Origin of the sequence: Bradyrhizobium sp. ISRA436 (genome assembly GCF_029910015.1) — a bacterium.
Lineage (GTDB): Bacteria > Pseudomonadota > Alphaproteobacteria > Rhizobiales > Xanthobacteraceae > Bradyrhizobium.
Genome location: NZ_CP094519.1, coordinates 7,471,162 through 7,493,377, shown reverse-complemented (window position 1 = coordinate 7,493,377; position 22,216 = coordinate 7,471,162). Strand labels below are relative to the sequence as shown.

Sequence of the window (22,216 nt, the reverse complement as noted above, 5' to 3'; positions counted from 1 at the left end):
GGAGCATCCGATGCATCAGCACAAGATCGTCTCCCGCAACGAATGGATCGAAGCCCGCAAGGCCCTGATGGCCCGCGAGAAGGAGCTGACACGGGCGCGCGAAGCGCTCAGCCGGGAGCGGCGCGAGCTGCCCTGGGTCAAGGTCGACAAGGACTATGTTTTCGACGGGCCGAACGGCAAGGTGACGCTCGGCGATCTCTTCAAGAGCAGGCCACAGCTCGTGGTACAGCATGTGATGTTTGCGCCCGAATGGGATGCAGCTTGCAAGAGCTGCTCGTTCTGGGTCGACGGCTTCGAGCGCATGGTGCCGCACCTTGCCGCGCGCGACACCACGATGGTCGCGATCTCGCGCGCGCCGCTCGCCAAGCTCGAGGCCTTCAAGAAGCGGATGGGCTGGACCTTCGACTGGGTCTCATCGGGCAATAACGACTTCAACTACGACTACGGCGTCTCGTTTACCCGCGAGCAAATGGACAGAGGCGAGGCTCAATACAACTTCGGAACCACGCCGCCCTACGGAGATGAGCTGCCTGGGATCAGCGTGTTCTATCGCGACGAGACCGGCGACGTGTTCCACACCTATTCCACCTTCGCGCGCGGCCTCGACATGATGAACGCCGCCTATCACTATCTCGACCTGACGCCGCTTGGGCGTCACGAGGAGGGATTGCCCTATCCGATGAATTGGGTGCGGCTACGTGACCAGTATCAACCGTCACCGGTTCAGGCATCCTGCTGTCATAGTTGATGCGCCGCGCGTCACGCGCCGTCATTGCGAGGAGCTCGCGACAAAATTGCAAAGCAATTTTGCGCTGAAGCGACGAAGCAATCCATTCTTCGGCCCATGGAAGGATGGATTGCTTCGCTGGCGCTCGCAATGATGGTGCAACCACACAGCAGGAAACGCCGAAATGCCTTACGTCGATGGATTCATCGTCGCCGTGCCAAAGAAGAAGCTCAAGGCCCATGCGCAACTGTCGAAGAAGGCCGGCAAGGTCTGGCGCGAATACGGGGCGCTCGATTATCGCGAGTGGGTCGCCGACGACGTCAAGCCGGGCAAGCTGACGTCGTTTCCGCAAAGCGTGAAACTAAAGGCCGGCGAGACCGTGGTCTTCGCCTGGATCACCTACAAGTCGCGCGCGCAGCGCGACAAGACCAACGCCAGGGTGATGGCGGATCCTCGCCTGGCGTCGATGGATCCAAAGACTGCGCCGTTTGACGTCAAGCGGATGATCTATGGCGGGTTTGCCAGCCTGGTGAAGGCATGAGGCGGTCTGCCTCATTCTTGCGGTAACCAACCGTTAAACATGTTGATGGACGCGCTGTTGCGATCCAGCTTGCCTTTAGTCGGCAATCCATATACTTTGCGATACAAAGTTCGGGTGAACCGATGCGCGACCTCGACAAGGCCTTGGCAGATATCCTCGCGATTCGTAGCCAGATTGCGGCGGGAACTGCATTCCGCGGCTATGGTCCCGCCACTGTTGCCGCCACCGGCGGAATTGCGCTCATCACCGCACTCGCCCAGCATCTCTGGCTCGACGATCCGACCGGTCATCCGATTGCGTTCCTCGCCGGCTGGGCGGCCGCGGCGCTGGTTTCTGCCGTGCTGATCTGGATCGAGATGCAGGCGCGGTCGCGGCGGCATCACTCCGGCCTCGCGGACGCGATGATCCAGCAGGCGATCGAGCAGTTCCTTCCCGCTGCCATCGCCGGCGTGCTGCTCGCGATCCTGCAATGGAAATTCGCGCCCGAGACGCTGTGGATGCTGCCCGGCCTGTGGCAAGTCCTCGTCAGTCTCGGCGTGTTCGCCTCGGTTCGTTCGCTGCCGCGCTCAATTGCGCTCGGCGGCGCCTGGTATTTCCTGTCGGGCTTCACGGTGCTTCTGATCGCAAGTCAGACCCACGCGCTGTCGCCCTGGACGATGGGGCTGCCGTTTGCGATCGGCCAGCTCGTGCTCGCGGCGCTGCTTTATTTCGCCTCCGGAGAGACTGATGTCGAAGACTGACGCGGCCAGCGCGCCATTCGCCTATGACGGCCTCGACCGCGTCATTCACGAGAAGGCGCGGCTCGGCCTCCTGACCTCGCTGATGGCGCACCCGAAGGGGCTCGCCTTTGCCGATCTCAAGCAGCTTTGCCGCCTCACCGACGGCAATCTCAGCCGGCATCTGCAGGTGCTGCAGGAGGCCGGCCTGGTCGACGTCATCAAGGGCTATGAGGGCAACCGCCCGCACACCACCTGCCGCCTGACCAAGTCCGGTCGCCGCCGTTTCCTCGACTATCTCGCCGTGCTCGAACAGCTGGTGCGCGATGCAGCCAAAGCCGCTGGTCCCGACGAAGGCGCCCCTCGTCGCCTCGGTATCCAGACGGTCTGACCGTTCCCATTTTTGCCTGGAGACTTTGTGATGCAAAGTAACGTCGCGCTCAAGCTGGAACCCGCCGCCCGGCTGCATGTCGGCATCATCATGGATGGCAACGGCCGCTGGGCGACGCGGCGCGGCCTGTCGCGGCTGCGCGGACACGAGGCGGGGGTGGAAGCCATCCGCCGCGTGGTCGAGGCCGCGCCGGACCAGGGCGTCGGAACGCTGACGCTCTACGCCTTCTCGAGCGACAATTGGCGCCGTCCCAAGGCCGAAGTCGCCGCGCTGATGGCGCTGCTGCGGTTCTATCTCGCCAACGAGGTCGCAGCGCTGGTGCGCAACGGCGTTCGCCTCACCGTGATCGGCCGGCGTGACCGGCTGCCCGACGGCATCGCCAGCGCCATCGCGCGCGCCGAGGCCGCAACTGCCAATGGCACGACACTGCATCTTCGCATCGCGATCGATTATTCGGCACGCGATGCGATCCTGAACGCGGCGGTACGCGCGGCCAGCGTCGGTGAGCTCAGCCGCGAGACTTTCGCCGATCTCATCACCGACGAGGCCGGCCTGCGCGACGTCGATCTGATCATCCGCACCTCGGGCGAGAAGCGGCTGTCGGACTTCCTGCTCTGGGAGGGCGCCTATGCCGAGTTGCACTTCACCGAGCGGATGTGGCCCGAATTCGATGCAGACGATCTCGCCGATGCGCTCGCCTCCTTCCATCGCCGCGAACGCCGCTTCGGCGGGCTGACGGCGATTGCGCCGGAAGCGGTGCCGAACCTCTAGCGCGGCAAGCCGCGCATGCCCCGATAGCTGCTGCAAAAGCCCGGCCCGGGGGGTTGGGCTCTCTCAGCGTTGAACCTCGGCGCATCAGCCGCGACCAAAATCCGAGGCCTGGCGTTGGAGGTCGCAAATGACTGCTCTGGCTCAATCGATCGTTCGTGCGTTTTCGGCGAATTCGTTGCAAATCACCGTTATCCGAAATCTTTTCTTGCTCGCACTGGCTGTGTTGTTCGTTGCGATTCTGAGGGCAACCTACGGCCTCGATCTCGGGCCGGGATTCTTTTGAGGCCGGCGACACTTTTTCAGCCGCAAGTCATATTAGGTTAACCGGACCGGGCTAGCTAAGCGGACGCTTCACTTGCATCTTGAACCTGGGCCGACCTCTCATGGATAAGCCGATGCGCTGCCAGTGCGGCAGGACGCGAACCATTGCGCTCGACAAGCATTTTCGTACCGCGCTGGTCTGCCTGAAATGCGATGAGGTCGAGCTGGCCCCGCCGGTCAGGCTGGAGGAAGAAGTGCTAACCGGGCGATAGCGCGGTCGTTTTCGGCCTCGAAACCCGGTAGGCTTCGCTTTCCGAAACGTTCGAAGCGAAGCCAGCCGATGCCGCAAGATCTCGACAGTGCCCAAGCCGCCGTGACGCTCGCCGACGTGCGCCGCGCCGCCGCGGTTATCCGTGACTCGGTCATGGTCACGGTGTGCAACGAAAGCCGCACGCTCGGCGAGATCTGCGGCTGCCGCCTGTTCCTCAAATTCGAGAACCTGCAGTTCACCGCGACCTTCAAGGAGCGCGGAGCGCTCAACCGCCTGCAGGCGCTGTCGCCCGAGGAGCGCAAGCGCGGCGTGATCGCAATGTCGGCCGGCAATCATGCCCAGGGCGTGGCATACCATGCGAAGCGGCTCGGCATTCCCGCCACCATCGTGATGCCGATCGGCACGCCGATGGTGAAGATCGAGAACACAAGGCGTCACGGCGCCGAGGTCATCATCACCGGGCAGACGCTGGAGGAGTGCTTCGCATTCGTCGGGTCGTATGCCGCCGAGCACGGCTTGATCCTGATCCATCCCTATGACGATCCTCTGATCATTGCCGGCCAGGGCACGATCGGGCTCGAGATGCTCGAGGCCGTGCCCGACCTCGACGTCCTGGTGGTGCCGATCGGTGGCGGCGGGCTGATCTCGGGCATTGCGATCGCGGCGAAGGCGCTGAAGCCGTCGATCCAGGTCATCGGCGTGCAGGCGCGGCTCTATCCATCGATGTACAACGCTATCCGCGGCGAGCAGCTGCCGATGCGCGGCGACACGCTCGCCGAGGGCATCGCAGTCAAGGCGCCGGGACAGATCACCACCAAAATCTGCCGCGCTCTGGTCGACGACATTCTGCTCGTCAGCGAGGACCAGATCGAGCGCGCGGTCGCAACGCTGATCTCGATCGAAAAGACCGTGGTCGAAGGCGCCGGCGCGGCCGGGCTCGCCGCCGTCCTCGCCGGACCGGAGCGCTTTGCCGGCCGCAAGGTCGGCCTCGTGCTGACCGGCGGCAATATCGACACGCGCCTGATCGCTTCGGTATTGACCCGTGAGCTGGCGCGCGAAGGCCGGCTGACACAGCTTGCGCTCGATATCGTCGACCGGCCCGGGCAGCTCGCGGCGGTGTCGATCCTGCTCGCCGATGCCGGCGCCAATATCATCGAGGTCTCGCATCAGCGGACCTTCTCCGATCTGCCGGCAAAGGCAACGCTGCTGGAGCTCGTGATCGAGACCCGCGACCGCGCGCATCTGGAAGACGTGCTGGCCAGACTCGGCGCCGCCGGATTTGTCGTGCGGGAGACCTAGGCCCGCCGCACCCTCGATCCTCATGGTGAGGAGGCGCCTTGGCGCCGTCTCTGGACGATGCTTCGCATCGCCAAGCGAACCATGAGGCCCGGCCGGGGGCCTCATCCTTCGAGACACTTGCTTCGCAAGTTCATCAGGATGAGGTGGCAGAGAGCCGACGAGGCATTGCAGCCTCAGTGATGATGCGATTCTAGGCGTCCTCTTTCTTTTTCGCGGGCTTCTTCGCCGGCGGCGGCTCCTCCATCGCCTTCTTGATGGCGCGGGCATAGGCGTCGGCGGCGTTCTCGGCCGAGTTCTGCAGCCGCTTGGCGGTTGCCGTTGCGTTCAGCATGGTGCTCTTCGCCATGAAGCGGAAGTGCGCCTTGGTGTCTTTGTCCTTGGCCTTGGCGGCGCGTGCCACCCACACGGCCTGGCGTTTCTTGGCGGCCGCCATCAGGGCCTTGGTCTGCGCTCTTGCGGTTTGCCGGATGACGGCGTCGAGGTCGGCTTCAGCCATTCAGATGCACTCATTGACTGGACGTGCGCCGGAAGGGCGCACGGATCTGGGAAGGGCGCCATCACTAGCGCACCCGGCGCGGTTTGAACATGCGATCCTTGGCGGCCGCAACCATTGTCTCCGGCCGGCCGCTCCGGCATAACCGTCCGGCCAGAGGAGAGCGGCCCGCGGATGATGGCGCGGTTCAGTCGGCGCGACGTGGTGATGCATACGGCAGCGATGGCCGCCGCGGGCACGATGACAGATGTGTCCCTTGCGAGGTCGGCGCCGCTCCACGCCCTGCGGCAAGTCCGTGACATCGATGCGGTATTGCGGGCCCAGGTCGATCGCGGGGCGGTGCCCGGTGTCGTCGCCATGGCCGCCAGCGCCCAGGCCACGATCTATCAGGGGGCATTCGGCGGCCGCGCGCTGGGCGGAGCGGCGAAAACGTCCGTCGACACCGTGTTTCGCATCGCCTCGATGGTCAAGCTGCTGACCTCGGTCGCGGCGCTGCAACTCGTCGAGCGGGGCGGGCTGAAGCTGGACGAGCCCGCAGCCCGTGTCGACCCGGCGCTCGCCTCGCTCCAGGTCCTTACCGGATTCGACGCCAAGGGTACCCCGCAGCTGCGTCCGCCGCGACGGCCGATCACGCTGCGCAACCTGCTGTCGCATACGTCGGGCTTCAGCTATCCGCTATGGGACGCCGGCGTCGTGCGCTACCTGCAGGCCGTGCGATCCGATCCGGCGCTGCCGCGCAGCGTGCTGATGTTCGATCCGGACAGCCGCTGGGCCTATGGCGGCGGCCTCAACCATGTCGGCCGGCTGGTGGAGATCGCGAGCGGGCTGCCGCTCGACCGCTATTTCCAGGATCATATCCTCCAGCCGCTCGGCATGAACGATACCGGCTTCACGATCACCGAGCCGCAGCGCGGCCGCGAGGCGCATCTGCATGTCCGCCAGAGCAATGGCATGCTGGTGCCGCAGCCGCTGGAAAAGCACACGGTGCCCAGAACATTCTCGGGCGGCGGTGGCATCTATTCCACCGCGCCCGACTACCTCACTCTGTTGCGGGCGCTCCTGAACGGCGGCAGCTTCGCCGGCCGATCGATCCTGCGGCCGCAGACGGTCGCTCTGATGGCGGCCAACCAGATCGGCGATCTCGATGCAGGCGTGATGAAGACGACCAATCCGACGATCTCGAACGACGTCGATTTCTTTCCGGGCGTTCGGTTGCGCTGGAGCCTCGGCCACATGATCAACCTCGATCCGGTCGAAGGCGGCCGCAAGGCCGGCAGCCAGACCTGGGCCGGTCTCTACAACACCTATTATTGGGTCGATCCGGCATCCGGCATTGCTGCGGTGATCATGATGCAGATCCTGCCCTTTGCGGATGTCGGAGCGCTCTCGACCTATCGGGCATTCGAGCATGCGCTCTACCGCGCGCGCGTTGCGACGTGATATAGCCGATGACGCAGCCGTGGACTGCGCGGTCGGACCGAAGTGTCGATGCGAACACTGAGCCGACGAAGCCTGCTTGACAGCCTCGCCCTCGTCGCGGACACGACTTTGCGGATAACGATCCCATCATGGCCGATGCCGTCGGCCGCGTGTCCCGCTTTCTTCGGGCGCGCCTGAACACCACCTGAGCCTTTCGATCGGCCATCGCGGTCGCGCCGTGCTCTGCACGGCGACGACCTCACCCTTCAGGCGAACCCGGCGGCGTCCTTGCGCCGGCGAGTAGCCCGGCCAGCTCCACCTGCCGCCTCTGCCCGGTCTTCGCCAGCACCGCCTTGAGCTGGTTGCGTACCGTTTCGCGCGAGATGCCGAACGCGCCGGCAATGGCCTCGACCGTACGCCCCTCGCCGATGCCGCGTGCGACGCGCGCCTCCGCCGGCGTCAGGTCGAACAGGCCCTGCAGCACCTCCGCCGTCGGCACCTCGGACGGCACGACCGGCGTCACCATCACGATCGCAGATGCGCGATCGAACAGGTCGTGCGCCGCGCCGTGGATCGGCACCACATGCACGATCATTGGCGGGCGATCATCCTGTGCCGCGACCGGGACCGAGCGCACCTCCGCGCTGATCGGCCCGTTGTCGAGCGCCGCAAGCGCCTGTGTAAACAGCACGTCCGCGGTGGCCGACGCCAGCGTGAGGCGCTCGGCGCGATCCTGCATGACGTCGGGCACCAGGCGGTCGAACAACGGATTAGCCGTCATCAACCGGCCGCCGCGCCGCAGCACCGCCGCGGGCAACCCGAGCATCGCCAGCGACACGGTTGCCGCTCGCGCGCGCTCCATGCCGAGCCGCGCCGACAGCAGCGCTGCGCGCGCCAGATGCGGTCGCAGCGCGTCGAGCTGGTCGATCGCCTCCTGCTCGATCGGCCCGCGATCATATTCGCGCTCGACGCTGTAGATCAGCACGTCGCCGCTCGGCACCGGGATTGCGGTGCCCGCGCCCCATCCGAGCCCGCGCGGGCGGAAGAATTCACGGATCTGAAGGTCCTGCTGCACCTCTTCGGGCGTAGCGAACACGTCGATGTCGCGCAGGAAGCCGGCATGATTAGCCGACAGCAGGCGCGGCAACCGTCCGTTGCGCTCGTGCCAGCGGCCCTCGACATAGGCGACCGTGTCGTCGTGCATGTCCGGAGAAGCGACCCAGTGCACGTCGTGTGGATCCGCCGTCAGCAGCACGACCCCGCGTGCGCGCGCGATGCCGCCGACCTGATGCAGGACCTGCGGCCACAGCTCCGGAACGACCGCGGCTTCATAGACCAGTTCGATCAGATGCTCGTGCAGGTCGCCCTTCATCGGCCGTTCCAGAAGCGTTGCTGCCTGGCAGATAAACCCGCCGACCCCCGAAATATTTCGTTAGATCGATTCGGGTTGACGCGGGAGTCCGTGAGACTCCGGGGGCATGACGGCGATCGCCGCGGATTGCTGCGTCATTTTGACCTGGCCCGTGACTTTCGCTTGGGCGCCGGAGGCGTGTTCTCGTTTGGCCGCGAGCCGCCGGGCGGCCGCCAGCACAGATGGACTGCGCCCGGTCACCTCATCTGCATCATGACGTCAGGATCGAGGAGTGCGGGTCCGTGCCACGCGCGGCATCAGCTTTAGACCCGCACCGCAATGAAGATTGTTGACGAGCTGAAACGTTCTGAAGCGCTCAGAAATCAATCGACAGGAATGACGCGAGCGCGAGCCTGGAATCGTCGCATCTTTGCAACGCCGCTTCGGTTCGTTCGGCCATGAACATCCTTTAATTTGCGTCGCCGCGACTTCTCACGCCAGCTAAAGCGCGATGAGATTGCGTTGAATCGTCATCGCGCTTTAGCTTCCTGTTTGAGCATGATCTTTTCGGAAAGCCGCTTCACACTTTTCCGGATCATGCTGTAGCGGACGCAAGGTGACCAATGATCAGCCGCAGGGCCCTGTCCGGATTGTTGATGACGCTGGTCGGGCCGGCCTCGATGGCCGGCCACGACGGGCTTGGGCTCGGCCGTTGCCGCGGAGCTTGTGCAAACGTCGATCTGCCGGCCCTTGGCTATGACGCGTTCTGCCGGTCGTTCTTCGACATCGCCGCGAGCGGAAAGTTGAGGGCCGGCGCAACAGGCCCGGAATTCGAAGGGAGATGAGATCGCTGTTCCTGCAACGTCGTCTCTATCGCGCCTCCAGTGACGCGATGCGCGTCCTCTGGCGGAAGAGGCAGGATGCTTTTTCCGTCGTGAAGGTCGAGCTCAATCTGGAATGCGGATTGCCGGTGCGGGGATGCCTGGGAATTCCCGACGGCGAGATCAAGGGACTGGTGCTGCTCGCTCACGGCATGGCCAGCACGCCGGAGCGGTGCTTCGTCGACGCAGATCCGGACTACATGAACGCCATCGGCAAGCAGCTGTGCCAGGATGGCTACGTCGTCTGGTGCCCGTACATCGTCCAGATCGGAAATCAGGAAAGCCAGAACAACATTGCCGCCATGCTGGCGTCACATCGCATCTCCGCCCACAACGTGTCGTGCGCATCGATCGATGCCGGCGAAACTGTTTGCAGGAAGCTGACCGGACTGTCCGGTCTGAATGTCGGCGTCTACGGCGTTTCCTGGGGCGCGTTCCTGGCGCTCCATCTCGAGGCCGCGACGGGACACATGAGGCCGACCGTCGTCTCGGGATATATGCGCGACGAGACGAAGTTTCTGATGTCGCCGATCTTCAGCAAGAATCTCGGCATCGAACTCGCGACATACATCCATTTCAGCAACAGCCGCGCCAAATATGTCGGAAGAGTGTTGGCGCACCTGATTTGCCCCTGTCCGCTCTTCATCGAGCTCGGAAATCGCGACGTCGCAAACTCGACCGAGTATGGGCGAGACGAGAAGTTCGCGGAAATGCAGTCGGTGTACGCATCGTCCGGCCACGCGAATTTGATCGGCATGACCATCTTCGATGGCGTGCATGAGGTGAACGGCAAGAGCGCCAGGCCGTGGCTGCAGGAGCGGCTGGCATCGCCCGCCTATCAAGCGACATCCCGCCTGAAGAACGCCATCGCCTTGTGAGACGTCGTAGCCGCGTCAGATCAGCTTCGATGCGCGTCAAACCGTGCCAAGCGCAAGAACGCGCCACGGCCTTGTCGTCCGACACGCTCGGGGGCGCTACCTCGGTATGGTCTTCGTGACGCCTTGATGACAGCCTCATCCCAACATGCGCATGCAGCGCCGCCGCTTGCGAGGCCGGGAACGCGCCGAGCCGAAGCAGCAACTCGCGAGCATTTGAGTACAATCACGCTGACAGCCCCGTGCCGCTCGACGTGCCGGCCTGGCCAACGCGGTCTGATTTGGCTCTGTTATTCCTGCATGGTTCGATCACCGAAGCTGCCGCGTCGCCAGCACAGATGCGGAACGAGGCAATCGGGTTACAGGATTGTCGGATGCGGATTGGGCGCGTTATGATCCGCTGCAGCGCAGCCAGCCTATCCCCGACCTTCGCGTCCGAAGGAACTCGACCTCAACTCTGCTTCGTGGAAACCGCCGATAGCCGAAGGGTTCGACACTATGAACGGTACGGAAAGAATGCGCGGTCGAACGGCAGGTCTTCTCGTATCGGCGGGATTGGTATTTGCGGGGGTATCGGCTGTTGATGCCCAGACGGCGCCGCCAGGGCCTCCCGCGGTGGGCGTGATCGAGACGGTCAAGCGTCCCGTCACCGAGTCCAGCGAGTTTCTGGGACGAATAGAGGCGACCAACCGGGTGAATGTGGTCGCGCGCGTCACCGCATTTCTGGAGAAGCGGAACTTCGTCGAAGGGGCCGAGGTCAAGTCCGGCGATCTGCTCTATCAGCTCGAGCGCGGCCCGTTCGAGGCCGACCTGGCATCGAAGAAGGCGCAGGTCGCACAATTGCAGGCGACGCTGGTCAACGCCAAGCTGACGACGGACCGCGCCAAGGCCCTGCTCGGGGGGCCGGCGGGCCAGCAATCGACTTACGATGCCGCCGTCGCCAACCAGCAGAGCCTCGAGGCGCAGGTGCAGGCCGCGCAGGCGCAGGTTGATCTGTCCCAGATCAATCTCGACTACACGGAGATTCATTCGCCGATCGACGGCAGGATCGGGCGCACCGCGGTGACCGAAGGCAACGTGGTGACGCCGAGCTCGGGAACATTGACAACGATCGTCAGCCAGGACCCGATGTATGTCACCTTCCCGGTGCCGGTGCGCGAGGCGCTGACTCTGCGCGCACGCTACGTGACGCGCGGCGGCTTCAATGCAGTCGTCATCCGACTACGCCTGCCGGACGGCCGGCTCTACGACAAGGTCGGCCAGCTGAATTTCGTCAACAACACTATCGCGCAGAATACCGATACGATCACGCTGCGCGGCACCATCCCGAATCCGTCACTGTACAAGTCGACTGAGACCGGTGGCGCGGTGCGCGAGCTCACCGACAACGAGTTCGTGACCGTCCTGCTGGAGGGCGTGCAGCCGGTTGAGGTGCTGGCGATCCCGCGCTCGGCGGTGCTCTCGGACCAGGAGGGCGAATACGTCTATGTCGTTGGCGCGGACAACAAGGCCGAGCAACGGCGGATCAAGCTCGGGCAATCGACGTCCACGATCGCGGCGGTAACAAGCGGGCTCTCGCTTGGCGACAAGGTGATCGCCGAGGGGCTGCAGAAGGTGCGGGCGGGCGAGGCGGTCGCGCCAGGGCCGGCCAGCGCGTTGATCCAGTCGAGCATGAAGGTCTCGGCCGAAGACAATGGCAGGGCCGGCGGCTCGAAGTCGGGCGCCAACCCATGATTTCCGCGGTCTTCGTCGATCGTCCGCGGCTCGCGATCGTCATTGCGTTCGTGATCACGATCGCAGGTGCGTTGGCGCTGCTGCAGATCCCCGTCGCCCAGTTCCCCGACATCGTGCCGCCGCAGGTCACGGTCTCGGCAGTGTTTCCCGGAGCTTCCGCCGACGTGGTGGAATCGAGCGTCGCTCAGCCGCTGGAAGCGCAGGTCGTCGGCGTCGACAAGATGCTCTATATGAAGTCGACCAGCGGCAATGACGGCAGCTACACGCTGACGGTGTCGTTCGCACTCGGCACCAATCCGGACATCAACACGGTCAACGTCAACAACCGCGTGCAGAGCGCACTCGCGCAACTGCCGACCGAGGTGCAGGCGCAGGGCCTGACCGTGCAGAAGAAATCCTCGGCCGTGCTGCAGTTCATCGTGCTGTACAGCAAGAGCGGCCAGCAGGATCCGCTGTTCATCACCAACTACGCCATCATCAACGTGCTGGACGCGATTTCGCGTACGCCCGGCGTCGGGCAGGCGTCGCTGTTCGCGAAGCTGAACTACTCGATGCGGATCTGGTTCGACACGCAGCGGCTCACCAGCCTCAACCTGGCGCCATCGGACGTGATCGCCGCGATCCGGGCGCAGAGCGTGCAGGCGCCGGTCGGCCGCATCGGCGCGCGCCCGATCAGCAACGATCAGCAATTCCAGTTCAACGTGCAGACGCAGGGGCGGCTGACGACGTCGGAACAGTTCGGCAACATCGTGCTGCGCGCCAATCCGGACGGATCGGTGCTGCGGATCAGGGACGTCGCCCGCGTCGAGATCGGCGCGCAGAACATGGACTCTGAGTCTCGGATCGACGGCAATCCCGGCGTGCCGATGGGCATCTATCTTGCTCCCGGCGCCAATGCCGTCACGACCGCGAAGGCCGTCCAGGCCACGCTGGCAAGGCTGTCGGAGCGGTTTCCGCCGGGCCTGACCTATCTCGTGCAGTACGACTCCACGACCTTCGTCACCGACACGATCAAGGAGGTGATGAAGACGCTCGGCGAGGCCTTCGTGCTCGTCGTGATCGTGGTGTTCCTGTTCCTGGGCAATCTGCGCGCCACCGTGATTCCGGCGGTGGCGGTTCCGGTCAGCCTGATCGGCACCTTCGCCGTCCTGCTGGCTATGGGCTATTCCGCCAACACGGTGTCGCTGCTCGCGATGGTGCTCGCCATCGGCATCGTGGTCGACGACGCCATCGTGGTGGTCGAGAATGTCGAACGCGTCATGGAGGAGGAGCCGGAGCTGTCGCCCGCCGACGCCACCAAGAAGGCGATGGCGCAGATCACCGCGCCGATTATCGCGATCTCGCTGGTGCTGCTCTCGGTGTTCGTGCCGATCGCGTTCATCCCCGGAATCTCCGGAACGCTGTTCCGTCAGTTCGCGGTGACGATCAGCGCGGCGATGGTGATCTCGGCGCTGAATGCGCTCACGCTCTCGCCGGCGCTCTGCGCCGTGTTCCTGCGCCATGGCGGACCGCGCCGCGGCATCATGGGGCGGGTGCTCGGCGGCATCGATTGGGTGCGCGACCGTTATGCTAGCATGGTGCGACGGTTGCTGCGTCTGGCGATGCTGTCGCTGGTCGCCGTGCTGGTGTTTGCCGGCGGCATCTTCGGCGTGTCGCGGATCACCCCGACCGGCTTCCTGCCCGAGGAGGACCAGGGCGCGTTCTTCATCGCCGTGCAATTGCCCGACGGCGCATCGGTGGCGCGCACCAGCGAGGTGACCAAGCAGGTCGAAGCGCTGCTGAAGAAGAACCCGTCAATCGATCACGTACTGTCGATCATCGGCTTTTCGCTGCTCGACGGCGGCAGCGAGCCGAATTCGGCCTTCATGGTCGCTCGCATGAAGCCGTTTGCCGACCGCAAGGCCGTGACCGACTCGGTGCAGGCCGCAATCCGGCAGACGTTCATCGGTGGCTCGCAGATCCGTCAGGCTTCTGTGCTGCCGTTCAACCTGCCGCCCATCATCGGGCTCTCGACATCGGGCGGCTTCGAATACCAGCTCGAAGCACTCGAGGGGCAGGATCCCGCTGCGCTCGGCAGCGTGATGGGCGGATTGATCGGCGCCGCAAACCGCGACCCGCGGCTGACCCGCGTGTTCTCGACCTTCACCGCGACCAATCCGTCGATCTATCTCGACATCGATCGCGCCAAGGCGCAGGCGCTCGGCCTCAACATGGCCGACGTCTTCACCGCGCTGCAGGCCACGCTCGGCGGCATCTACGTCAACAACTTCAACCTGTTCGGCCGCACCTGGCAGGTCAATGTGCAGGGCGAGGCCGCCAACCGCGCCGACATCCCCGATATCTGGCAGATCTATGTGCGCAACAGCGGCGGCGAGATGGTGCCGATCCGTTCGATCGCAAGCTTACGGATCGTCACCGGGCCGCAGGTGATCACCCGCTACAACAACTATCGTTCGGTCACCGTGAATGGCGGCCCGGCGGCGGGCGTGTCGTCGGGCACCGCGATTGCGGCCATGGCCGATATCTCCAAGGCGACATTGCCGGCCGGCTATTCCTACGAATGGACCGGCACCGCCTATCAGGAGCAGGCGGCCTCAGGTCAAACCGGCATCATCCTCGCGCTCGCGGTGCTGTTCGCCTATCTGTTCCTGGTCGCGCTGTACGAGAGCTGGACGATCCCGATTCCCGTGCTGCTGTCGGTCGCGGTCGGCGTGTTCGGCTCCTATCTCGCCATCAAGGTCACTGGCCTGAATCTCGATCTCTACGGCCAGATCGGCCTCGTGGTGCTGATCGCGCTCGCGGCCAAGAACGGCATCCTGATCGTCGAGTTCGCCAAGGAGCAGCGCGAAGCCGGCCTGTCGATCCGGGAAGCCGCGGCCCTCGGATCGCAGATGCGCTTCCGCGCGGTCATGATGACGTCGATCGCCTTCATCCTGGGCCTCGTTCCGCTGGTGGTCGCCACCGGCGCTGCCCAGATCAGCCGTCGCGCCGTCGGCACGGCCGTGTTCGGCGGCATGCTCGCCGCAAGCTCGATCGGCATCTTCTTGGTGCCGATGCTTTACGTGACCTTCCAGCGCTGGCGCGAGGGCGTGAAGAATCGGTTCGGCCGAAAGGGCAGGGGATCGGACGCCTCGGCCCACGAGCGGCCGGAGTGAGGCGCAGAGCGCCAAGGTCGCCACTCCGGTCTGAAACATCGCTTATGTGACAGGGCAAAGTGCCCGACGCGTAAAGAGTTGATTTTGGATGCGAATTGGCCTTCGGCGATGCCAAAGTTCTTGCGCAATCACATCGAGCGGCATGCCGGCTGGTTGAATTCGCAGCCCCAGAGTCCTATGCGTGAGCGCCATGCAAAGCCTCGCTTCCACTGCAAAGCCCCTGAGCTCCTGGCCCCGCCACCGGGCGCATCCCGGCAAGCCGGCGCCGTTTCTGCCGATGACCCGCGCCGAGATGACGAAGCTCGGCTGGGACGCCTGCGACGTCGTGCTGGTGACGGGCGACGCCTATGTCGACCATCCGAGTTTCGGCATGGCGATCATCGGCCGGCTGCTCGAAGCCCAAGGCTTCAGGGTCGGCATCATCGCGCAGCCCGACTGGCAGTCGGCCGAGCCGTTCAAGGCGCTGGGCAAGCCGCTGCTGTTCTTCGGCGTCACCGGCGGCAACATGGATTCGATGGTCAACCGCTACACCGCCGACCGCCGGCTGCGTCACGACGACGCCTACACGCCGAGCGGAGAGGGCGGCCGGCGGCCGGATCGCTGCACCATCGTTTACGCCCAACGCTGCCGCGAAGCGTTCAAGGACGTGCCGATCGTGCTCGGCGGCATCGAGGCGTCGCTGCGCCGCATCGCGCATTACGATTACTGGTCCGACAAGGTGCGCCGCTCGGTGCTGGCGGACGCCAAGGCAGACCTCCTGCTCTACGGTAACGCCGAGCGTGCCGTGGTCGAGGTGGCGCACCGGCTCGCCAACGGCGAAGCGCCGCGCGATCTCGACTCTATCAGGGGTGTCGCGCTGTTCCGCCGCGTGCCCGACCGCTACACGGAGCTGCATGCCGACGATCTCGACGCTGCCGACGAGGGCGCGGCGCGCCATCCCGGCGATGTCGTGATCCGCCTGCCGGGCTGCGAGCAGGTTGAGCAGGACCGCGAGGCCTATGCCCGCGCCTCGCGCGTGCTGCATCGGGAGAGCAATCCCGGCAATGCGCGGCCGCTCGTGCAGCGCCACGGCGACCGCGATCTGTGGCTCAACCCGCCGCCGATTCCGCTGACGACGGCCGAGATGGATGCCGTCTACGATCTGCCTTACGCCCGCGCGCCGCATCCGTCCTATGGCGATGCCAAGATCCCCGCGTGGGAGATGATCAAGTTTTCGGTGACGATCATGCGCGGCTGCTTCGGCGGCTGCACCTTCTGCTCGATCACCGAGCATGAGGGCCGCATCATCCAGAATCGCTCGGAAGGCTCGATCCTGCGCGAGATCGAGCGTATCAGAGACAAGACGCCGGGCTTCACCGGCGTGATCTCCGACATCGGCGGGCCGACCGCCAACATGTACCGGATGGCGTGCAAGGATCCGAAGATCGAGGCGGCATGCCGTCGGCCGTCCTGCGTGTTTCCCGAGATCTGCCCGAACCTCAACACCTCGCATGACGAGCTGATCCGGCTCTATCGCAAGGTGCGCGAGGTGAAGGGCATCAAGAAGGTGATGGTCGCCTCCGGCGTGCGCTACGACCTCGCGGTGGAGAGCCCCGCCTATATCAAGGAGCTCGTCACCCATCACGTCGGCGGCTACCTGAAGATCGCGCCCGAGCATACCGAGCGCGGCCCGCTCGACAAGATGATGAAGCCGGGCATCGGCGCCTACAACCGCTTCAAGCGGATGTTCGATGCCGCCGCCGAGCAGGCCGGCAAGAAATACTATCTGATCCCGTATTTCATCGCGGCACATCCGGGCACGACCGACGAGGACATGATGAACCTCGCGCTCTGGCTCAAGAAGAATCGTTACCGCGCCGATCAGGTGCAGACGTTCCTGCCGTCGCCGATGGCGACCGCGACGGCGATGTACCACACCGGCGTCAATCCGCTGCGCGGCGTGCGTCGTGGCGCGAGCGACAAGGTCGAGGCGATCAAGGGGCTGCGGCAGCGGCGATTGCACAAGGCGTTCCTGCGCTATCACGACCCCGACAACTGGCCGCTGCTGCGCGAGGCGCTGAAAGGGATGGGCCGCGCCGATCTGATCGGCTCGCGTCCCGATCAACTCGTGCCCGCCCACCAGCCGCCCGGCACCGGCAAGGCCGCCGCCACGCGCCGGCCAGTGCGCCCCGGCGGCAGAACGCAGCGCTTCACCACCAAGGGCCTGCGGATGGGCAAGTAATCGGCGCGGCGGGCTAAGGTTTGTACTCAATCAGATGTATAATTTTACGTGGAGATATGATTCAAGCTCTGCATTTGCGGGGCTTGGATCATGGCGGGCGAGTTTTGGTTGAATGATCGGCAGTGGGCAGCAATCGAGCCCTTGCTGCCGCAAAATCAGCCCGGCGCTCGTCGAGTCGATGATCGCCGCGTGATCAGTGGCATCATCCATGTGTTGAAGTCCGGCTGCCGCTGGCGCGATTGCCCGGCAGTGTTCGGCCCTTACACGACCGTCTACAATCGCTGGAACCGCTGGTCGCGGCGCGAGGTCTGGCGCAATCTGTTCGAAGCACTTCGGGGCCTGTCGCCCGATGACGACTTCCAGGCCATCGATTCCACGACCGCCAAGGCGCACCGTGCGGCGGCCGGTGGAAAAGGGGGGCGGAGGCTCAGGCCATCGGTCGTTCCCGCGGTGGCAGGACCACCAAGATCCACGCCGTCTGCGACAGTCTCGGACGCGCCATCGCGCTCGAAGTAACGCCAGGTCAGCGTGGTGACATCCGCGCGGCGCTGCCCCTGCTCAGCTCTCTGCCACCACCGCGTTGCTGTGCGGCCGACACGGCCTATGACGCGAACGAACTGCGGCAATTCCTCATCGAACGGGGAACAACCCCGGTCATCCCAAACAATCCCACCCGAAAACGCTTCCATCCGTTCGACCGCGCCGCATACAAGCGGCGCAACCTCGTCGAGCGCATGTTTTGCAGGCTCAAGGACTGGCGGCGCATTGCAACCCGCTATGACAAGCTCGCCAGAAACTTCCTCTCGGCCGTCAATCTTGCTGCCGCTATCATTTGGTGGACCTGATTGAGTCCGGACCTTAAATCTGCTTGTCGCAATGTTTTGCCAACCATTCGCGCTTTCCGCTCGAGCCGCTAACGGATCAAAAATAGTTCTGCCGCAAGTTCGCGCCCGGGAAAGGGATGGGGAGTTCCAAACATGACCGGGCTGGCCGTTATGGAGAACGTGCGCCGCTACCGCGCGATAGCTTCGCTTTGTCGCCAGGCCGCAGCCTTCCGCCCGGTCCAACGACCCTCTCTCCTTAGGCAGGCTGAGGAATGGGAGCGCCGCGCGGTCGTAGAGCTCGAAGGTTACTTCGCGGGTTCAGCAACCACCTTCCGGTGATGCGTCCGCGTGGCCCATTCGGCCCGCAAATGAGCTTCAAATAACCTTGGGCGGTCTCTAGAGACCCGCCAGTCACATCGAGCCAGATCTTGGGACTTCAGAGCTCGCCCCGCAGCCGCGCAAGAAATAAGAGCAAGCGCTTCTCGCACGCAGATACTTCTCAAGGCTGATCTGCTGCTTACCCCTTGCTTACTCGGGGTCATCCCTCAATCACGGATTTTAGCGTAACCCGCGGAATTTGCTGGCGCGCCACAGCCGATGAAGGCGGGCATTACTGCTTCGCGTTATGGTGGGGAGCCTGCTATATGGCCAATCCGTGAACTGCGATAGGTCGAGATTTTGCGCGCCGTCCGCAGGACCGGCCGCCCATTTCTCGCCGCCATTATCGTTCACGAAACTTGCAGGGGCTGGTCATAGCGACGGTGTTCCCAAAAGGTTCCGTGTGATCGTCCCATATTTGTTGCAGCAAGATGTTGTTGTGTCCCGCCGCGCGCTCCTGGGCGGACTTTCGTCCCTAACCGGCGCGCTTGCGCTTGGCGGATGCGCTGGCTTGGCCGCGACAGGCGCGCGCTTCGACGCGTCGTCCCTTTCAGTTGCCCCCACATTGCTCGTCACAACCACGCGCAAGCGGGTGAACGGCGGGCGCGCGAAGCCTTGGTTCGGACCGGAGCGGGCTTCGACGATGACCGTCGCGCGGGCGAGGCTGGTGCCGCCGGACGATGGCCGCCTCTCGCTTGCCGCAATCGGTCTTGCCGACTGGCGTCTTGATCAGGTCGAGCCGTTGTCGGGGGAGGTCGGCGATCTTCTTGCGCAGGCCGCTGGCGGAGGAGACGTCCTGATCTACGTGCACGGCTTCAAACAGACATTCGAGACGGCGGCGCTCGATGCCGCACGCCTCTCCGATGGAATCAAGTTCCGCGGCCGGACAATGGTATTCTCCTGGCCTTCGAAAGCGGGACTGTTCGACTACGCCTATGACCGCGACAGCGCGATGTGGTCCCGCGACGACTTCGAGCGCGTGCTCTCTTCCATCGTGTCTGCTCCGGGCAGCGGCCGCGTCCACATTGTCGCGCACAGCATGGGGACCATGCTGGCGCTGGAAAGCCTACGTCAGCTCTATGCGCGATACGGTGACACCGTTGCGGGCAGGATCGGCGCGATTGTGTTTGCCGCGCCGGACATCGATATGGACGTGTTCTCGTCGGCGATCCACCGCATTGGTCCGCTCGCCGGCAAGATCACCGTGATCGCCGCGACGAACGATCGCGCGTTGGCGCTGTCCGGACAAATCGCTGGTGGCATGACACGAGTCGGCGCCGCCGAGAAGACTGCCATCGAGCGGCTCGGGGTGCGCGTGATCGACGCTTCCGACGCCGGCTGGGGCATCATCAACCACGATTTGTTTCTGTCGAACGCGGACGTGCAGCGGGTGATACGCCGCTCGATTGACACCACAGCCGCGTGAACTCGGCTTTGAGAAAGCGATTAAGACCGAAGTCAGTGAATGGCAGGTGGCCGGTATCAAGCGCGCCATCGCTTAGCTCGATCGCGGCGAGGGTGCATCGCATCACGAGGTCAAAGATTGGGTCGCTTCCTGGGGACTCGCGCTCAAAAAAGTCATGACGCCGCGACCGGTCGCCGGAGGCTATTCCCGGCCTCGCGGCCGCGGCCAACATCGAGCAGGACGACCAGTACGCTGCCACGCTCGAACGGCGAAACGGGTGACTTGTCGACCGCATTCTTTTGTAGTGAGAACGATCCGCCGGTGGCGGTCCGGCAAACGGAGGCAAAGATCGGCAGTGAATCGCCGCCGAACATTGCGCCCACAGATGCGAAACCAATCAAGCGCTTTAAGGTTTGTACTCAATCAGATGTATAATACCAATGGCCCTAAGGATTGACTGTTGCCCAAGTGCGGCTTGTGATTGAGGCGATGCGACCTGGATCATTTGCGAAGAAGTTCCAGGCTTCGCAGGTCTTGGCGACGATATCGTCGTAGTCGTCGAAGACGGTGATGGCGAGCTTGTTGGCGCGCAGGTACTGCCAGACGTTTTCAATCGGATTGAGCTCGGGCGCATAAGGCGGCAGCTGTAACAGAGTGATATTTTCCGGAGCTCGGACGGTGCCGGCACTGTGATAGCCGGCGCCGTCGAAGACGAGAACGGCATGTGCGTCGGGTGCAACTTTGCGGCTGATTGCCTCCAAATGCAGTGACGTCGCCTCTGCATTTGCCGTCGGCATGACAAGACCCGCGGCGACGCCCCGTTGAGGACAGGCGGCACCGAAGAGATAAGCCCAATCGTAACGTCGATCGCGCGGCGCGCGAGGCCGTGAGCCACGCTTGGCCCACACGCGTGTCAGCGTGCCCTGCTGGCCGATCCGCGCCTCGTCCTGGAACCAGATTTCGATCGGCTTGCCTTGGGCGTGAGCGGGGAGCGTTGTCGTGAGGGTCGTAGCAAAGTTTTTTTGAACGCTTCCTGAGCCGCTTCATCGGCTTGCGGATGGCGCGGCCGCACCGAGAGCCGGCGGTACCCGAGCTTGGCCAGAACCTTGCCGACCGAACGTTCGTGCAGTTTGACGCCAAACCGCCGCTCAAGCTCGTCGCGCAAATCCACCCGCCGCCAACGTACGACCCCATGCTGCTCAGGATCGGGACCGGCCTCGACCAACGCGGCCAATTCGGCCTGCTGCTCTGTCGTCAGCCGCGACCGCGGTCCCGTCGGTTTGCGCGACCGCAGTCCCGCCAAGCCTTCGGCGTTATAACGATGCACCCAGTCCCGCAGGGTCTGACGATCCATCCCGCAACTTTCGGCTGCCTTCTTGCGGTCCGCGCCCTCCAGCACAAGCGCAAGCGCCAATATCCGCCGCGCTACCGTACTATTCTTCTCTCTGCGCGCCGCCTTCCGAAGCTCGCCCGCGGTCAAATCAAGCCGCGTAATCGCTACCGCTGCCCCCATCGATATTGCTCCTGTCTACGCAGCAACATCGATTCAGAAACTCACTGATTTGGAAATCCCAAATGTGAGTCAAATCCGGGGGCCGTTGGTATAATTTTACGTGGAGATATGATTCAAGCTCTGCATTTGCGGGGCTTGGATCATGGCGGGCGAGTTTTGGTTGAATGATCGGCAGTGGGCAGCAATCGAGCCCTTGCTGCCGCAAAATCAGCCCGGCGCTCGTCGAGTCGATGATCGCCGCGTGATCAGTGGCATCATCCATGTGTTGAAGTCCGGCTGCCGCTGGCGCGATTGCCCGGCAGTGTTCGGCCCTTACACGACCGTCTACAATCGCTGGAACCGCTGGTCGCGGCGCGAGGTCTGGCGCAATCTGTTCGAAGCACTTCGGGGCCTGTCGCCCGATGACGACTTCCAGGCCATCGATTCCACGACCGCCAAGGCGCACCGTGCGGCGGCCGGTGGAAAAGGGGGGCGGAGGCTCAGGCCATCGGTCGTTCCCGCGGTGGCAGGACCACCAAGATCCACGCCGTCTGCGACAGTCTCGGACGCGCCATCGCGCTCGAAGTAACGCCAGGTCAGCGTGGTGACATCCGCGCGGCGCTGCCCCTGCTCAGCTCTCTGCCACCACCGCGTTGCTGTGCGGCCGACACGGCCTATGACGCGAACGAACTGCGGCAATTCCTCATCGAACGGGGAACAACCCCGGTCATCCCAAACAATCCCACCCGAAAACGCTTCCATCCGTTCGACCGCGCCGCATACAAGCGGCGCAACCTCGTCGAGCGCATGTTTTGCAGGCTCAAGGACTGGCGGCGCATTGCAACCCGCTATGACAAGCTCGCCAGAAACTTCCTCTCGGCCGTCAATCTTGCTGCCGCTATCATTTGGTGGACCTGATTGAGTCCGGACCTTAGGACGTCGGCGTTCGGATCCCACGCCGGATAACACTCAAGACCAGATCGCCCGAAGGGCGACATCATCGGATCAACC

Annotated in this window: 21 protein-coding genes; 18 read left to right on the top strand and 3 right to left on the bottom strand. The window is 64.1% G+C overall.

What is annotated here, in order from left to right; translation table 11 throughout:
- Window positions 1–10 precede the first annotated feature (10 nt).
- The 8 genes from MTX23_RS34815 to MTX23_RS34780 all read left to right on the top strand — a co-directional run bounded on the left by MTX23_RS34815 (window position 11) and on the right by MTX23_RS34780 (window position 4,977).
- Window positions 11–748, top strand: a complete 738-nt coding sequence (locus MTX23_RS34815) for a thioredoxin family protein (protein ID WP_280974586.1) — start codon at window positions 11–13, stop codon at window positions 746–748.
- Between the two features lie 163 nt (window positions 749–911).
- A complete protein-coding gene (locus MTX23_RS34810) occupies window positions 912–1,268 on the top strand; it encodes a DUF1428 domain-containing protein (protein WP_280974585.1) in 357 nt (118 codons plus the stop codon).
- 122 nt (window positions 1,269–1,390) lie between these two features.
- Window positions 1,391–2,008, top strand: coding sequence for a hypothetical protein (locus MTX23_RS34805; protein WP_280974584.1), 618 nt, complete (start codon window positions 1,391–1,393; stop codon window positions 2,006–2,008).
- Entirely contained in the window at window positions 1,995–2,375 is a 381-nt protein-coding gene (locus MTX23_RS34800; RefSeq protein ID WP_280974582.1) for a transcriptional regulator, read from the top strand. Before MTX23_RS34805 ends, MTX23_RS34800 begins: the two co-directional genes overlap by 14 nt.
- 30 nt (window positions 2,376–2,405) lie before the next feature.
- Window positions 2,406–3,146, top strand: coding sequence for a di-trans,poly-cis-decaprenylcistransferase (locus MTX23_RS34795; RefSeq protein ID WP_280974581.1), 741 nt, complete (start codon window positions 2,406–2,408; stop codon window positions 3,144–3,146).
- Between the two features lie 127 nt (window positions 3,147–3,273).
- Window positions 3,274–3,429 carry a response regulator gene (locus MTX23_RS34790; protein ID WP_280974580.1) on the top strand — a complete coding sequence of 52 codons (156 nt, stop codon included), beginning with the start codon at window positions 3,274–3,276 and terminating at the stop codon, window positions 3,427–3,429.
- Window positions 3,430–3,541: 112 nt separating this feature from the next.
- Window positions 3,542–3,679, top strand: a complete 138-nt coding sequence (locus MTX23_RS34785; RefSeq protein WP_280974578.1) for a hypothetical protein — start codon at window positions 3,542–3,544, stop codon at window positions 3,677–3,679.
- Between the two features lie 68 nt (window positions 3,680–3,747).
- Window positions 3,748–4,977, top strand: a complete 1,230-nt coding sequence (locus tag MTX23_RS34780) for a threonine ammonia-lyase (RefSeq protein WP_280974577.1) — start codon at window positions 3,748–3,750, stop codon at window positions 4,975–4,977.
- Window positions 4,978–5,167: 190 nt separating this feature from the next.
- Here the strand turns inward: MTX23_RS34780 and MTX23_RS34775 are convergent, their stop codons facing one another.
- Window positions 5,168–5,473: a hypothetical protein gene (locus MTX23_RS34775; protein ID WP_280974576.1), complete on the bottom strand. Its 306-nt coding sequence runs from the start codon at window positions 5,471–5,473 to the stop codon at window positions 5,168–5,170.
- Window positions 5,474–5,647: 174 nt separating this feature from the next.
- Between MTX23_RS34775 and MTX23_RS34770 the strand changes: the two genes are divergently transcribed.
- Complete coding sequence (locus tag MTX23_RS34770; RefSeq protein ID WP_280974575.1) at window positions 5,648–6,910, top strand: serine hydrolase domain-containing protein; 1,263 nt, start codon at window positions 5,648–5,650, stop codon at window positions 6,908–6,910.
- A gap of 238 nt (window positions 6,911–7,148) precedes the next feature.
- On the opposite strand, the gene MTX23_RS34765 is transcribed toward MTX23_RS34770, so the two are convergent.
- On the bottom strand, window positions 7,149–8,261 hold the full coding sequence (locus tag MTX23_RS34765) for a helix-turn-helix transcriptional regulator (RefSeq protein ID WP_280974574.1): 1,113 nt from the start codon (window positions 8,259–8,261) through the stop codon (window positions 7,149–7,151).
- A gap of 602 nt (window positions 8,262–8,863) precedes the next feature.
- On the opposite strand from MTX23_RS34765, the gene MTX23_RS34760 reads away from it, so the two are divergent.
- From MTX23_RS34760 to MTX23_RS34725, 8 genes are all read left to right on the top strand, one after another.
- Window positions 8,864–9,085: a hypothetical protein gene (locus MTX23_RS34760; RefSeq protein WP_280974573.1), complete on the top strand. Its 222-nt coding sequence runs from the start codon at window positions 8,864–8,866 to the stop codon at window positions 9,083–9,085.
- A complete protein-coding gene (locus MTX23_RS34755) occupies window positions 9,082–9,999 on the top strand; it encodes a hypothetical protein (protein WP_280974572.1) in 918 nt (305 codons plus the stop codon). The genes MTX23_RS34760 and MTX23_RS34755 overlap by 4 nt, the downstream gene beginning before the upstream one ends.
- A 495-nt stretch (window positions 10,000–10,494) precedes the next feature.
- On the top strand, window positions 10,495–11,730 hold the full coding sequence (locus MTX23_RS34750; RefSeq protein WP_280974570.1) for an efflux RND transporter periplasmic adaptor subunit: 1,236 nt from the start codon (window positions 10,495–10,497) through the stop codon (window positions 11,728–11,730).
- The gene (locus tag MTX23_RS34745; RefSeq protein WP_280974569.1) at window positions 11,727–14,885 is read left to right on the top strand and encodes a multidrug efflux RND transporter permease subunit; all 3,159 of its coding nucleotides are present in this window, start codon (window positions 11,727–11,729) and stop codon (window positions 14,883–14,885) included. Before MTX23_RS34750 ends, MTX23_RS34745 begins: the two co-directional genes overlap by 4 nt.
- A 190-nt stretch (window positions 14,886–15,075) precedes the next feature.
- Window positions 15,076–17,106, top strand: a complete 2,031-nt coding sequence (locus tag MTX23_RS34740) for a YgiQ family radical SAM protein (RefSeq protein ID WP_280978320.1) — start codon at window positions 15,076–15,078, stop codon at window positions 17,104–17,106.
- A gap of 90 nt (window positions 17,107–17,196) precedes the next feature.
- A protein-coding gene (locus MTX23_RS34735; RefSeq protein ID WP_280972604.1) for an IS5 family transposase occupies window positions 17,197–17,951 on the top strand; the annotation gives its coding sequence in 2 pieces (ribosomal slippage) (window positions 17,197–17,530 and window positions 17,530–17,951; 756 coding nt in all).
- Window positions 17,952–18,083: 132 nt separating this feature from the next.
- Window positions 18,084–18,269, top strand: coding sequence for a hypothetical protein (locus MTX23_RS34730; protein WP_280974567.1), 186 nt, complete (start codon window positions 18,084–18,086; stop codon window positions 18,267–18,269).
- A 442-nt stretch (window positions 18,270–18,711) separates the two neighbouring features.
- Window positions 18,712–19,734, top strand: coding sequence for an alpha/beta fold hydrolase (locus MTX23_RS34725; RefSeq protein WP_280974566.1), 1,023 nt, complete (start codon window positions 18,712–18,714; stop codon window positions 19,732–19,734).
- A gap of 425 nt (window positions 19,735–20,159) precedes the next feature.
- Here MTX23_RS34725 and MTX23_RS34720 read toward each other — a convergent pair.
- A protein-coding gene (locus MTX23_RS34720) for an IS630 family transposase (RefSeq protein WP_280971795.1) occupies window positions 20,160–21,226 on the bottom strand; the annotation gives its coding sequence in 2 pieces (ribosomal slippage) (window positions 20,160–20,740 and window positions 20,740–21,226; 1,068 coding nt in all).
- Between the two features lie 142 nt (window positions 21,227–21,368).
- Here MTX23_RS34720 and MTX23_RS34715 point away from each other — a divergent pair.
- Window positions 21,369–22,123, top strand: a protein-coding gene (locus tag MTX23_RS34715) for an IS5 family transposase (protein WP_280972604.1) whose coding sequence is annotated in 2 segments (ribosomal slippage) — window positions 21,369–21,702 and window positions 21,702–22,123 — 756 coding nt in all. Because the reading frame shifts where the segments join, the coding sequence is not laid out codon by codon here.
- Window positions 22,124–22,216: the final 93 nt, after the last annotated feature.